This is a genomic window from Agrococcus sp. GW821-FHT14H11, assembly GCF_058803545.1.
Map to the genome: position 1 here is coordinate 194,422 of NZ_JBXAPA010000006.1, position 12,306 is coordinate 206,727.

A 12,306-nucleotide genomic window follows, 5' to 3' on the forward strand; every position below is an offset into this window, starting at 1 on the left:
TCGACCCGGCCACCGAGCGCGACCTCGAGATCATGGCGTCCCAGCTCGGCCGCACGATGCGCGGCGTGCTCGGCATCGGCGCCCGCTGCGCGTGCGGCGCGCCGACCGTCGTGGTGACGGCGCCGCGACTGCCCGACGGCACGCCGTTCCCCACCTTCTACTACCTCACGCATCCGGCCGCCGCCGCCTCCGCGTCGCGGCTCGAGGCCGACGGCACGATGGCCGAGCTGCAGCGGCGGCTCGAGGAGCCGGACACGGCGGATGCGTATGCCGCGGCCCATGCGGCGTACCTCGCCGACCGGGAGGCCCACGGGCACGTCGAGGAGATCGCCGGCATCTCGGCCGGCGGCATGCCGACGCGGGTGAAGTGCCTGCACGCGGTGATCGCGCACTCGCTCGCCGCCGGACCGGGCGTGAACCCGATCGGCGACGCCGCCCTGGCGCTCGCCGACTGGTCGCCCGAGGTGTGCGCCTGCCCGCCCGAGGACCGGGGCCCGCGCGCGACCGGCGCGGACTCCCACCCGCGATAGACTGCTCCCACATCCACATCTGATACCGGGGAAGAAGCGCGCTTTGACCAAGATCCTCATCGTCGGCGGCGGCTACGCCGGCCTGTACACCGCACGCGGGCTCGAGCGTCTGCTCGGGGAGGCCGAGGCCGAGATCACCATCGTGGATCCGCTGTCGTACATGACCTACCTGCCGTTCCTGCCGGAGGTCGCCGCGGGCTCCATCGAGCCGCGCCACGCGGTCGTGCCGCTGCGCCGCCACCTGAGCCGCACCCGCGTCGTGCAGGCGAAGGTCACGAACGTCGACCACGCGACCAAGGTCGCGACGATCCAGCCCGAGCTCGGCGAGCCGACCGCGATGGCGTATGACGTCATCGTCATGACCGCCGGCTCCGTCTCGCGCACCTTCCCGATCCCGGGCGTCGCCGACGAGGCGATCGGCATGAAGACGATCGAGGAGGCCGCCGCCGTGCGCGACCGCCTCATCTCGAACTTCGCGAAGGCCGCGGCGCTGCCCGCCGGCCCCGAGCGCGACCGCCTCCTGACCGTCGTGGTCGTCGGCGGCGGCTTCGCCGGCATCGAGACGATCGCCGAGCTGCGCGACTTCGCCACGCACCTGCTCTCGCGCTTCCCCGAGATCGCGTTCGAGGACGTCGCGTTCCACCTCGTCGAGGCGATGGGCCGCATCATGCCCGAGGTGAGCGCCTCGACCGCCGACTGGGTGGTCGAGGACCTCCGCAAGCGCGGCGTCGACGTGCACCTCGAGACGCAGCTGCAGAGCGCGCTCGACGGCGTGTGCGAGCTCTCCACGGGCGAGCGCTTCGGCTCCGACCTCATCATCTGGACCGCCGGCGTCATGGCGAACCCTGTCGTTCGTGCCACCGACCTCCCGCTCGACGACCGCGGCCGCATCACCGCGCTCGCGACGCTGCAGGTGGCACGCGACGGCGTCGTCGTGCCCGACGCCTGGACCGCGGGCGACGTCTCGGCCGTGCCCGACAAGTCGAAGACCCCCGGCCCCGGCGGCTTCTGCGTGCCCAACGCGCAGCACGCGGTGCGCCAGGCGAAGCTGCTCGCGAAGAACATCGTCGCGGTGCTGCGCGGCGACGCGCCCCGCGAGTACATCCACGACAACGAGGGCGCCGTCGCGGGCCTCGGCCTCTGGAACGGCGTGTTCCAGAAGGGCAAGATCGCCATCAAGGGGCCGCTGGCCTGGCTGGCGCACCGCGGCTACCACGGCCTCGCGATGCCGATGTGGGAGCGCAAGATCCGCGTCTTCACGGGCTGGTGGAACAACTTCTGGCTGGGTCGCGACATCGCCGAGCTCTCCGACCGCGAGGTGCCGCGCCAGGCGTTCGAGACGTTCGCGTCGCGCCCGAAGCCGAAGGTCGACGCCTAGGCTCCGCTCTTCGCGACACGACAGCGCCGCGTCCCTTCCGAGGGGCGCGGCGCTGTCGTATCGTTGTCGTGGACGCCCGTCCAAGTAGGCGTGCAGAACGGAGCTCGCGTGGCGCGGAAGCCGGCCGCGGTGCGGCGTCGGGACCTCGTTGAGGCAGGGCTGCGCGTGATCGCGCGCGAGGGGATGCACGGGGCAACCGTGCGGGCGATCGTCGCCGAGGCGGGCGTGCCGCTCGCGACCTTCCACTACGTGTTCTCGTCGCGCGACGAGATGATCGGCGAGGCCTACGCCTTCGTGGCGCTGCGCCCCGAGGAGAACACCATGGCGGCGATGCCGGAGGGCGCGACCCTCGACGACGCCATCCGCGCCATCTTCACGCTGTGGTTCGAGCGGTTCCTCGAGCACCCCGAGTACGAGCTCGCGATCATGGAGATCATGGCGTACTGCAGCCGCACGCCCTCGCTCGCGCACCTCCCGGGCGAGGTGCAGGAGCGCTACCTCGAAGCCGTGACGGATGCGGTGGAGGGCCTGCGCGAGCACTTCGGCGCGAGCGCGGCGATGCCCGCCCGCGACGCGGCGGCGCTCGTGCTGCACCTGACCGACGGCCTCACGTACTGCTGGCTGCGCACCCACGACACCGAGGCATCCCACCGCTTCATCGAGGCCGCCGTGCCGCTCGTGCGGCGCACGATCGACGACCGCTCGTGAGCGGGATCCGGCTCGAGGGTGCGGCGCCCTGGCTCGCCGAGGGCCACTGGCGCCGGCTCGACGCGGCGACCGCGCACTTCGACGGGCCGTTCGCGGCGCTGTCGCTCGAGGCGCTCGCGCACAACGCCGCCGACATGGCGCGCCGCGCGGCCGGCACGCGGCTGCGGCTGGCCACGAAGTCGCTGCGCAGCCGCCCGGTGATCGAGGCGGTGCTGCGCCTGCCCGGCTGGCACGGCGTGCTCGCCGCGACGCTGCCGGAGGCGCTCTGGCTCGCCGCGACGGTCGACGACGTGCTGCTCGGGTACCCGACCGTCGACCGGGGTGCGCTGCGCGCGCTCGCCAGCGACGACCTGGCGCGCGAGCGGGTGACGCTCATGGTCGACAGCGTCGAGCACCTCGACGCGATCGACCGCGCGGCTCCCGGCCACCCCGAGCTGCGGGTGGCGATCGAGCTCGACGCGTCGCTCGAGGTGGGGCCCCTGCGGGCGGGTGTGCGGCGATCGCCCCAGCACCGCCCCGAGCAGCTGCGCGCGCTCGCGCGGGCCGTCGCCGACCGTCGCGGGTTCCGGCTCGTGGGCGTGATGGCGTACGAGGCGCAGATCGCCGGCGTGCAGGACGCCCGGTCGCGCGGGCTCGCGCCGGCCGCCGCGGTGCGGGCCATGCAGGGGCTCTCGCGCCGCGAGCTGCGCGAGCGGCGAGGCGCCGCGATCGCCGCGGTCCGCGAGGTCGCCGAGCTCGAGCTCGTCAACGGCGGCGGCACGGGATCGATCGAGTCGACGGCGGCGGATGCGTCGGTCACCGAGATCGGGGCGGGCAGCGGCCTGTTCGGTCCCCACCTCTTCGACGGCTACCGCAGCTTCCGGCCCGCGCCGGCGCTCGCGTTCGCCCTGCCGGTCGTGCGTCGGCCGGGGCCGGGCTCGGTGACGCTGCTCGGCGGCGGCTGGGTCGCCTCCGGGCCCGCGGGCGCCGACCAGCAGCCGCTCGTCGCGTGGCCGGAGGGCATACGGCTCGATCCGCGCGAGGGGGCGGGCGAGGTGCAGACGCCCGTGCTCGGGGAGGCCGCCGACCGGCTGCGGCTCGGCGACCGCGTGTGGCTGCGCCATGCGAAGGCCGGCGAGCTGTGCGAGCGCACCGACCGCCTGCACGTCGTCTCGGGCGACCAGGTGGTGACCAGCATCCCCACGTACCGTGGCGAGGGGAGGGCGCTGCTGTGACGTGGACGAACTGGGCCCGGTCGCAACGGGCCGAGCCGCGCGAGGTCGACGCGCCGCGGACGATCGAGTCGGTGCGCCGCGCCGTCGAGCGCGTCGCGGCGCGGGGCGGCACGATGCGCCCCGTCGGCAGCGGGCACTCGTTCTCGGGCGCCGCTCGGCCTGACGACGCGCAGCTGCGGCTCGACGGGCTCACCGGCCTGCTCGACGTCGACCGCGAGCGCCGGCGGGCGACGGTGCTGGCCGGCACGCGCATCCGCGACCTGTCGCTGCTGCTCGCGCAGCACGGGCTGGCGCTCGACAACCTCGGCGACGTCGACGTGCAGACGATCGCGGGCGCGATCTCGACCGGCACCCACGGCACGGGACTCGCGCACCGCTCGATCGGCGCATCCGTCGTCGCGGCGACGCTCGTCGCGGGCGACGGCAGCCTCGTGCGCGTGAGCGACGAGGAGCGGCCCGACCTGCTCCCCGCCGTGCGGCTGGGGCTCGGGGCGCTGGGCGTGCTCGTCGACGTGACGCTGCAGTGCGTGCCCGCGTTCGCGCTCGACGCGGTCGAGACGACGGTGGCGCTCGACGCCGTGCTCGACGACTGGATGGGCCTCCTCGAGCGCACCGACCACTTCGAGTGCTACTGGTTCGCCGCCACGCGGGTCGCGGCGACGAAGTCGAACACGCGCGTCGACGGGCCGCTCCGGCCGCGCTCGGCCGTCGGCCGCTTCGTCGACGAGCGGCTGCTCACCGACGTCGGCCACCGGGCGCTGCTCGCGCTCGGCGCGCTCGTGCCCGCGACGGCCGCGCCGCTCAACGAGCTGTCGGCGCGGCTGCTGCCGCGCGGGAGGTTCGTCGAGCCGAGCCACGAGGTGTTCGCGGCGCCGCGCGCGGTGCGGTTCCGCGAGCTCGAGTACGGGCTGCCGGTCGAGGCCGTGCCCGAGGCGCTGCGCGAGATCGACCGGGCGCTGCGGCGCGCCGACCTCGTGCTGACGTTCCCGTTCGAGCTGCGCGCCGCCGCCGCCGACGACGCCCACCTGTCGACGGCGCTCGGGCGCGACACCGGCTACATCGCGGCGCACCGGTGGTGGCGCGAGGATCCGCGGCCGCTGTTCGAGATCGTCGAGCCCATCCTGCTCGCGCACGACGGCCGGCCGCACTGGGGCAAGCTGCACTCGCTGCGGGCGCCCGAGCTCGCCCAGCGCTTCCCGGGCTTCGCCGCGTTCGCCCAGGCGCGCGACGAGCTCGACCCCGCGCGCGTCTTCGCGAGCTCGTGGACGCGCAGGGTGCTCGGGGCCTGACCGTCCTACAGTGGAGGGCATGGAAGACCCCCTCCTCTGGCTCTGGATCGCGATCGGCGCGATCGTCGTCGTCGTGCTCGTCCTCGTCGTGTGGACGGCCTCGGCCGCCGCGTCGATGCGGCGCCTCGCCGAGACGGTCGACGCGCGCTGGAGCGCCCTCGCCGAGACGCTCGAGCGCCGCCGCGGCGTGGCCGATCCGCTGCTGTCGACCGCCGAAGAGGGGCAGCGCCGCACGGCGGCGGATGCCTTCGGCCGGCTCGAGAGCGCTCGACTGCCGGGGGAGAAGGCCGAGGCGGAGGCCGCGGTGCAGCGGGCGCTGCGCCCGCTCGTGCAGGCGGCCGGGTCGCAGCCCACGGGATCGGCGGCCGCGGATGCGCGTGCCGCGCTCGCGGCGCTCGACGACGAGGCGCAGGCGCGCCGCCGCGACTACAACACGGGCGCGCGCGAGCTGAACGCCAAGGGCCGCCGGTTCCCGACGTCGCTGTTCAAGGGCGCCGCGGGCGTGCCGCGCGAGTTCTTCGAGGTCGACCAGGCGGGCGCCGTCGCGGAGCCGCCGCGCATCCAGTTCTGACCCGACCCCTCCCGGCATCCCCCCCGCTGGTCGAGGAGCCGCCGCAGGCGGCGTCTCGAGACCACCCGATAGCCGCGCGCGACTGGTCTCGTGACGCGTGCGGGCTCCGCCCGCGCGCTCCTCGACCAAGCGCGACCGCTCTCCGCTGGTCGAGGAGCCGCCGCAGGCGGCGTCTCGAGACCACCCGATAGCCGCGTGCGACTGGTCTCGTGACGCGTGCGGGCTCCGCCCGCGCGAGCGCGACCCTTCCCCGCTGGTCGAGGAGCCGCCGCAGGCGGCGTCTCGAGACCACCCGCTAGCCCCGTGCGCCCGGTCTCGTGACGCGTGCGGGCTGCGCCCGCGCGCTCCTCGACCAAGCGGGGCGCTCTCCGCTGGTCGAGGAGCCGCCGCAGGCGGCGTCTCGAGACCACCCGGTCGCGCTGTGCGACCGGTCTCGTGACGCGTGCGGGCTGCGCCCGCGCGCTCCTCGACCAAGCGCGGCCCCTTCCGCTGGTCGAGGAGCCGCCGCAGGCGGCGTCTCGAGACCACCCGGGGGCGCTGTGCGGCAGGTCTCGTGACGCGTGCGGGCTGCGCCGGCGCGCTCCTCGACCAAGCGGGGACGGGGTCGGCGTCAGCCCCGCCGCACCGCCGCCGCGACCTCGCGCGCCCACGTGCCCGGTCCCGTCACCTCGACGCTGCCGAGGCCCTGCCACGCCGCCGCCTCGGCGAGCGCGGGCGCGAGCCGCTCGGCCAGCTCACCGGCCCGCGCGGCGTGCGACGGCTCGACGGTCGCGTGCTGCACGCGCAGCACGCCGGCTCGGCGGTCGCTCTTGAGGTCGACGCGGCCGACGAGCTCGTCGTCGACCAGCACCGGCAGCACGTAGTACCCGTGCGCGCGCTGCGACGCGGGCGTGTAGATCGAGATGCGGTACTCGAAGCCCCACAGCCGCTCCGCGCGGGGGCGGTGCCAGACGATGGGGTCGAACGGCGACAGCAGGGTCGTCGCGCGCACGCGGCGGGGGTTGCGCGCCCGCGCCCACCGGTAGGCGGGGCGGCCCCAGCCCTCGACCGACACCGGTTCGAGCTCGCCCGCGTCGACGAGCGCATCCACCGCCTCCTGCGTCTCGGCGCGCTTGAGGCGGTGGTAGTCGGCGAGGTCGTCGAGCGTCGCGACGCCGTACGCCTCGGCGGCGCGCGCCACGAGCACCCGGTGCGCCTCGCCGCGCTCGACCTCCCCGCGCGCGGCCTCGGGCAGCACCGCGTCGGCGACCGCGTAGCGGCGCTCGAACCGCGAGCGGCCCACGGTGACCAGCTCGCCGCGCCGGAAGAGCACGGCCGTCGCCCAGTACGCATCCGACTTGTTCCACCACCCGCCCGGCAGCCGCTCGTGCGCCGGATGCTCCATCTCGCTCGGCCGGATCGGCCCGCGCTCGGCGAACTCCGACAGCACGCCGTCGATGAGCGTCGAGTGCTCGGCGGCCCACCGCTCGTCGCTCGGGCGCATCGGCTGCTGCCGCTTCCACGCCCACAGTGGCCAGTCGGCGACGTCGATGACCGCGGCCTCGTGCGCGACGTACTCGGTGTAGCCGCCGAGCCGCCGCCCGTGGTCGTGGTGCAGCAGCCGGTCGAGCGCCGTGCGGTCGTAGGGCCCGAGCCGGCTCAGCAGCGGCAGGTAGTGGCTGCGCTCGAAGACGTTCACCGAGTCGACCTGCAGGAGGCCGAGCCGGGCGATGGCCCGCTGCAGCGTCTTGGCGCCGGTGCGGCCCCGCTCACCGGGGAGCGCCCCGTCGAGCCCGCCCGCGGCGATCGCGATGCGGCGCGCCTGGGCGGCGGAGATGCGGGCTGCGGTCACGCCTCGGAGGCTAGCAACGGCCGCCGACGCATGCCCGCGCCGTGACCGTCCCGCGCCGTAGGATCGACCAATGGTCCTCCGACGCTCCACGCCCGAGGGGCCCGACGCGCCCTCGGGAGCGGTCGACGAGGTGGTGCCGCGCGGCATGCGCATCGCCGGCGCCTGGGCATGGCGCTTCGTCGCCGTCGCCGCGGCCGCCGCGATCGTCATCTGGCTCATCGTCGTCTTCCGCATCGTGGTCATCCCGCTGCTGGTCGCGGCCCTCATCACCACCGCGCTGCTGCCCGTCGTCGACGGCCTCGTGCGCGCCCGCTGGCCGCGCGGGCTCGCGGTCGCGGTGTCGATCGTGGGCCTGCTCGTCGGGGTCGTCGCGCTCGGCTGGCTCGCGGTCTCGCAGATCCGCGACGAGTACCCGGCGCTGCAGGAGCAGGCGGTCGCGTTCTGGGATGAGACGCGGGGCTGGATCCTGTCGCTCCCGTTCGAGATCGACGAGCAGGATCTGCAGGGGTTCGGCACGAACATCATCGGCACGATCCGTGACGACGTCTCCTCCGTGCTCTCGAGCGCGCTGTCGGTCGGCTCGTCCGTCGGGCACTTCCTCGCGGGCGTGCTGCTGACGCTCTTCGCGCTCATCTTCGTGCTCGCCGACGGCCAGCGGATCTGGCGCTGGCTCGTGGGCGTGCTGCCGAAGAACGCGCAGGCCGCCACCGACGGCGCGGCCCGCGCCGGGTGGGTCACGCTCGGCAACTTCGTGCGGGTGCAGGTGCTCGTCGCGTTCATCGACGCGGTCGGCATCGGCCTCGGCGCCTTCATCCTGGGGCTGTTCTTCGAGGGAGGCATGCCGATCGTGCTGCCGATCGCGATCCTCGTCTTCCTCGGCTCGTTCATCCCCATCATCGGCGCGATCGTCACGGGCACGATCGCGGTGCTCGTCGTGCTCGTCTCGTTCGGCTTCTGGCCGGCGGTGATCATGCTCGGCATCGTGCTGCTCGTGCAGCAGATCGAGAGCCACGTGCTGCAGCCGCTCATCATGGGCACGGCCGTCAAGGTGCACCCGCTCGCGGTCGTCCTCGCGGTCGGCGCCGGCTCGACGATCGCGGGCATCGCGGGCGCGTTCTTCGCCGTGCCGGTGGTCGCGTTCCTCAACAACTTCGTCAAGACCATCGCGACCGGATCCTGGCGCACCAACCCCGACCCATCCGTGGAGGACGTCGTCCGATGACCGACACGACCCGACCGGGAGCCGCCGCGCTGCCCGGCACCGCAGCCCCGGCCCTGACCGGGTCGGCCCTGCCCGGCCCCGACCTCGCCGGGTTCGAGGCCGCCCGCGCGCGCCTCGTCGACGTCGTGCAGGTCACGCCGATGGAGCGCTCGCGCTACCTGAGCGGCATGCTCGGCGCCGAGGTGTTCCTGAAGTGCGAGAACCTGCAGCGCACCGGCGCCTACAAGATCCGCGGCGCCTACAACATGCTCGCGAAGCTCGACGCCGAGCAGCGCGCCCGCGGCGTCGTCGCCGCATCCGCCGGCAACCACGCGCAGGGTGTCGCGTTCGCCGCGACCGAGCTCGGCATGCGCTCGACGATCTTCATGCCCGTCGGCGTCGCGCTGCCCAAGCTGCAGGCGACGCGCGACTACGGCGCGGCGGTCGAGCTGCGTGGCCTCGACTTCCAGACGGCGCTCGCGGCCGCGATCGAGCACGTCGAGCGCACCGGCGCCACCTTCGTGCCGCCCTACGACCACCCCGACATCATCGAGGGGCAGGGCACGCTCGGCCTCGAGATCCTCGACCAGGTGCCGGATGCGACGACGGTGGTCGTGCCCATCGGCGGCGGCGGGCTCGCGGCCGGGGTCGCCTCCGCGATCCGGCAGCGCGCCGCGCTCGACGGCCGCGAGATCCGCATCATCGGCGTGCAGGCGGAGCGCGCGGCGAGCTACGTCGACTCGCTCGCGGCGGGGGAGCCGACGACGATCGTCACGCGCCCGACCATCGCCGACGGCATCGCGGTCGCGCGCCCCGGCGCCCTGCCGTTCTCGATCATCCGCGACGCCGTCGACGAGGTCGTCACGGTCTCCGACGACGACATCGCGAGGGCGCTCATCGTGCTGCTCGAGCGCGCGAAGCTCGTCGTCGAGCCCGCCGGCGCGGTCGCGATCGCCGCGATCATGACCGGGCTCGTGACAGCCGACGGCCCGACGGTCGCGGTGCTCTCGGGCGGCAACGTCGACCCGCTGTTCATGGAGCGCGTCATCTCGCGCGGTCTCGCGGCCTCGCAGCGCTACCTGAAGGTGCGGATGGCCCTGCCCGACCGGCCGGGCCAGCTCGCGATCATCGCGCAGATCGTCTCCGACGAGCAGGCCAACGTCGTCGAGGTGCTGCACACGCAGCACGACGCGTGGACGTCGATCACCGACGTCTCGATCGACATCTCGGTCACGACGCGCGGGCCCGAGCACGCCGAGCGGGTGCTCGAGGCGCTGCGGCGCGCGGGCTACGAGCCGCAGGTGCTCTAGGCCGCAGCCGCGCTGCCGCACGACGGAGGGCCCCGCGCAGCGCGGGGCCCTCCTTCGTGCGCGGCGGTCGGCCGCGGTGCGCGAGCCTAGCCGCGGTACGTCTGCACGTCGGTGATCTCGACGTCGATCGTCGCGCCCGACGGCGTCTGGTAGCTGGTCTTCTCGCCGATCTTCAGGCCGAGGATCGCCGCGCCGAGCGGGCTCGCCTCGCTGTAGACGTCGAGGTCGTCGCCGGCCTCCGCGATCTCGCGGTTGCCGACCAGGAAGGTGGTCTTGTCGCCGGCGATCGTCGCCGTGACGACGGTGCCGAGCTCGGCGACGCCGCTCGCCGTGGGCGCGTCGCCGACCTTGGCGGTGCGCAGCAGCTGCGTGAGCTGGGCGATGCGGGCCTCGATCTGCGCCTGGTCGTCCTTGGCCGCGTGGTAGCCGCCGTTCTCCTTGAGGTCGCCCTCGTCGCGGGCCTCCTCGATGCGCTTGGCGATCTCGGCGCGGACGGGACCCTGCAGGTGCTCCAGCTCGCCCTGCAGGCGGTCGTGGGCCTCCTGGGTCAGCCAGGTCTCCGTGGTGCCGTTCATGTGGTCTCCCGATATGCACAGAACCGGCCCCGAGTGGGCCGGTCCGGGGGACAGTCTATGACAGCCAGCACTCCGAGACCAATCCCGTGGTCGCCGGCTCGCTCGTGCGCACCTCGACCCGGTGGATGCTCGTGAAGCCCTCGGCGGGCGGCAGGTCGAGCTCGAGCCAGCCCACGACGCCGTACGCGGGGTTGAGCGCCTGCACCGCGCACGACACCTCGGTGCCCGCGTCGACCGACACCTCGAAGATCACCTCGACGGTCGTGTCGTCGACGATCGAGAAGCCGATGTCGCGCGTCTGCAGAGATGTGCGGCTCGGGTCGGTGCCGACCCACCACACCCACAGGGTCGCGACCACCAGCACCGCGACGCCCGCCGCGATGCCCAGGATCCGCTCCCGGCGCGACCAGCTGCGCGTGCGCCCGTAGCGGGCTTCGAGATCGGTCATGCGGGCCTGTCGTGGGAGGATGGGTGCGTCCATCCAGCCTACCGTCGCGCCGCTCGGCGCGGCTCGGGCTGCACTTCGAGGGGAGAGCCCGTGCGACGGCTGCTCGCGGTGCATGCGCACCCTGACGACGAGTCCAGCAAGGGCGCGGCGACGCTCGCCCGCTACGCCGCCGAGGGCGCGCAGGTGACGGTCGTCTCCTGCACCGGCGGCGAGAGCGGCAGCGTGCTCAACGAGCGCTTCGAGCCGCTGCACCGCGCCGTGCGCGACATGACGGGCGTGCGCCGCCTCGAGATGGCGGCGGCGCAGGAGGCGCTCGGCATCGACCACGCGTGGCTCGGCTACGTCGACTCGGGGATGCCCGACGAGGGCGAGCCGCTGCGCGAGCTCTCGTTCGCCACCATCCCGCTCGAGATCTCGGGCCGCCCGCTCGTGCGGCTCATCCGCCGCCTCCGGCCCCACGTGGTCGTGACCTACGACGAGACGGGCGGCTACCCGCACCCCGACCACATCCGCTGCCACGAGGTGACGATGTGGGCGGTCGAGCACGCGGCGAGCGGCCTGCCGGAGCTCGGCGAGCCGTGGGAGGTGCCGAAGCTGTACTTCGACCGCACGATGAGCGGTGCACGGCTGCGCGCGCTCCTGGGCGCGCTCGAGCACACGGCGCCCGACGACGAGCGGCTGCCGTTCGTGCGCGAGTGGGCCGAGCGGATGGGCGACCGCGGCGAGACGATGACGACCCGCGTCGACGTGGCCGCGCACCTCGAGGCGCGCGACCTCGCGCTGCGGGCACACGCGAGCCAGGTGGATCCCGAGTCGCGCTTCTTCTTCTGGCCGAACGAGCTGCTGCGCCAGACGTGGCCGACCGACGACTACGAGCTCGTGCGCTCGCGCGTGCCCGCGGACGGGCCGGAGGACGACCTCTTCGCCGGCGTCGAGGAGGACGCATGATGCCGCTGCTGCTCGAGGAGCTGCCCTACGACCCCAACCAGGTCACGCCGGGCTGGATCGGGTTCACCGCCACGGCGCTCGTGGCGATCGTCATCATGGCGCTCATGTGGGACTTCAACCGCCGGGTGCGGCGCATCAGCGACCGCGCCGAGGCGAAGGAGCGCATCGAGGCCGAGCTCGCCGAGCAGCGCGCGGCGGAGGCGCCGGATGCCCCGGCCGGGCACCGCGCTGACGACGCGGACGGGCGCGCCGACGACGCGCCGCCGCGCACCCCCTGACGAGTCCGGAGCCCCCGCAGACGAC

Annotated in this window: 13 protein-coding genes; 10 read left to right on the plus strand and 3 right to left on the minus strand. The window is 74.3% G+C overall.

Translation table 11 applies throughout. The features are described from left to right. The first annotated feature begins 32 nt into the window (after window positions 1–32). From AC1RNL_RS08650 to AC1RNL_RS08675, 6 genes are all read left to right on the plus strand, one after another. Window positions 33–530, plus strand: coding sequence for a DUF501 domain-containing protein (locus AC1RNL_RS08650; protein WP_492935020.1), 498 nt, complete (start codon window positions 33–35; stop codon window positions 528–530). A 43-nt stretch (window positions 531–573) separates the two neighbouring features. Further along, window positions 574–1,908 (plus strand): NAD(P)/FAD-dependent oxidoreductase, encoded by a 1,335-nt coding sequence (locus AC1RNL_RS08655; RefSeq protein WP_246991958.1) that lies wholly within the window; start codon window positions 574–576, stop codon window positions 1,906–1,908. A gap of 108 nt (window positions 1,909–2,016) precedes the next feature. Next, window positions 2,017–2,616, plus strand: a complete 600-nt coding sequence (locus AC1RNL_RS08660) for a TetR/AcrR family transcriptional regulator (RefSeq protein WP_246991956.1) — start codon at window positions 2,017–2,019, stop codon at window positions 2,614–2,616. Beyond that, window positions 2,613–3,830: an alanine racemase gene (locus tag AC1RNL_RS08665; RefSeq protein ID WP_492935003.1), complete on the plus strand. Its 1,218-nt coding sequence runs from the start codon at window positions 2,613–2,615 to the stop codon at window positions 3,828–3,830. The genes AC1RNL_RS08660 and AC1RNL_RS08665 overlap by 4 nt, the downstream gene beginning before the upstream one ends. Further along, the gene (locus tag AC1RNL_RS08670; protein ID WP_310126090.1) at window positions 3,827–5,119 is read left to right on the plus strand and encodes a D-arabinono-1,4-lactone oxidase; all 1,293 of its coding nucleotides are present in this window, start codon (window positions 3,827–3,829) and stop codon (window positions 5,117–5,119) included. Before AC1RNL_RS08665 ends, AC1RNL_RS08670 begins: the two co-directional genes overlap by 4 nt. Before the next feature lie 19 nt (window positions 5,120–5,138). After that, on the plus strand, window positions 5,139–5,690 hold the full coding sequence (locus AC1RNL_RS08675) for a LemA family protein (RefSeq protein WP_310126087.1): 552 nt from the start codon (window positions 5,139–5,141) through the stop codon (window positions 5,688–5,690). Window positions 5,691–6,300: 610 nt separating this feature from the next. Here the strand turns inward: AC1RNL_RS08675 and AC1RNL_RS08680 are convergent. Next, a complete protein-coding gene (locus AC1RNL_RS08680) occupies window positions 6,301–7,521 on the minus strand; it encodes a winged helix-turn-helix domain-containing protein (RefSeq protein WP_492935004.1) in 1,221 nt (406 codons plus the stop codon). Window positions 7,522–7,591: 70 nt separating this feature from the next. Here AC1RNL_RS08680 and AC1RNL_RS08685 point away from each other — a divergent pair, with 70 nt between their 5' ends. Both AC1RNL_RS08685 and ilvA read left to right on the plus strand, forming a co-directional pair. Next, complete coding sequence (locus AC1RNL_RS08685) at window positions 7,592–8,743, plus strand: AI-2E family transporter (protein WP_246991948.1); 1,152 nt, start codon at window positions 7,592–7,594, stop codon at window positions 8,741–8,743. Next, window positions 8,740–10,032, plus strand: coding sequence for a threonine ammonia-lyase (gene ilvA / locus AC1RNL_RS08690; protein WP_492935005.1), 1,293 nt, complete (start codon window positions 8,740–8,742; stop codon window positions 10,030–10,032). Before AC1RNL_RS08685 ends, ilvA begins: the two co-directional genes overlap by 4 nt. Window positions 10,033–10,118: 86 nt before the next feature. On the opposite strand, the gene greA is transcribed toward ilvA, so the two are convergent. Then, the gene (greA, locus tag AC1RNL_RS08695; protein ID WP_492935006.1) at window positions 10,119–10,607 is read right to left on the minus strand and encodes a transcription elongation factor GreA; all 489 of its coding nucleotides are present in this window, start codon (window positions 10,605–10,607) and stop codon (window positions 10,119–10,121) included. A 55-nt stretch (window positions 10,608–10,662) separates the two neighbouring features. Continuing rightward, window positions 10,663–11,055 carry a DUF4307 domain-containing protein gene (locus tag AC1RNL_RS08700; protein WP_492935007.1) on the minus strand — a complete coding sequence of 131 codons (393 nt, stop codon included), beginning with the start codon at window positions 11,053–11,055 and terminating at the stop codon, window positions 10,663–10,665. A 90-nt stretch (window positions 11,056–11,145) separates the two neighbouring features. Between AC1RNL_RS08700 and mca the strand changes: the two genes are divergently transcribed. Next, window positions 11,146–12,003, plus strand: a complete 858-nt coding sequence (gene mca, locus AC1RNL_RS08705) for a mycothiol conjugate amidase Mca (RefSeq protein ID WP_400529442.1) — start codon at window positions 11,146–11,148, stop codon at window positions 12,001–12,003. Next, window positions 12,000–12,281 (plus strand): hypothetical protein, encoded by a 282-nt coding sequence (locus AC1RNL_RS08710; RefSeq protein ID WP_310127022.1) that lies wholly within the window; start codon window positions 12,000–12,002, stop codon window positions 12,279–12,281. The genes mca and AC1RNL_RS08710 overlap by 4 nt, the downstream gene beginning before the upstream one ends. The last annotated feature ends 25 nt before the right edge of the window (window positions 12,282–12,306 follow it).

Bases quoted from the DNA above. Each gene is read 5' to 3' on its own strand.
- greA (WP_492935006.1), bottom strand. From the start codon at position 10,607: ATGAACGGCACCACGGAGACCTGGCTGACCCAGGAGGCCCACGACCGC.
- ilvA (WP_492935005.1), top strand. From the start codon at position 8,740: ATGACCGACACGACCCGACCGGGAGCCGCCGCGCTGCCCGGCACCGCA.
- AC1RNL_RS08710 (WP_310127022.1), top strand. From the start codon at position 12,000: ATGATGCCGCTGCTGCTCGAGGAGCTGCCCTACGACCCCAACCAGGTC.
- AC1RNL_RS08685 (WP_246991948.1), top strand. From the start codon at position 7,592: ATGGTCCTCCGACGCTCCACGCCCGAGGGGCCCGACGCGCCCTCGGGA.
- AC1RNL_RS08675 (WP_310126087.1), top strand. From the start codon at position 5,139: ATGGAAGACCCCCTCCTCTGGCTCTGGATCGCGATCGGCGCGATCGTC.
- AC1RNL_RS08650 (WP_492935020.1), top strand. From the start codon at position 33: ATGGCGTCCCAGCTCGGCCGCACGATGCGCGGCGTGCTCGGCATCGGC.
- AC1RNL_RS08700 (WP_492935007.1), bottom strand. From the start codon at position 11,055: ATGACCGATCTCGAAGCCCGCTACGGGCGCACGCGCAGCTGGTCGCGC.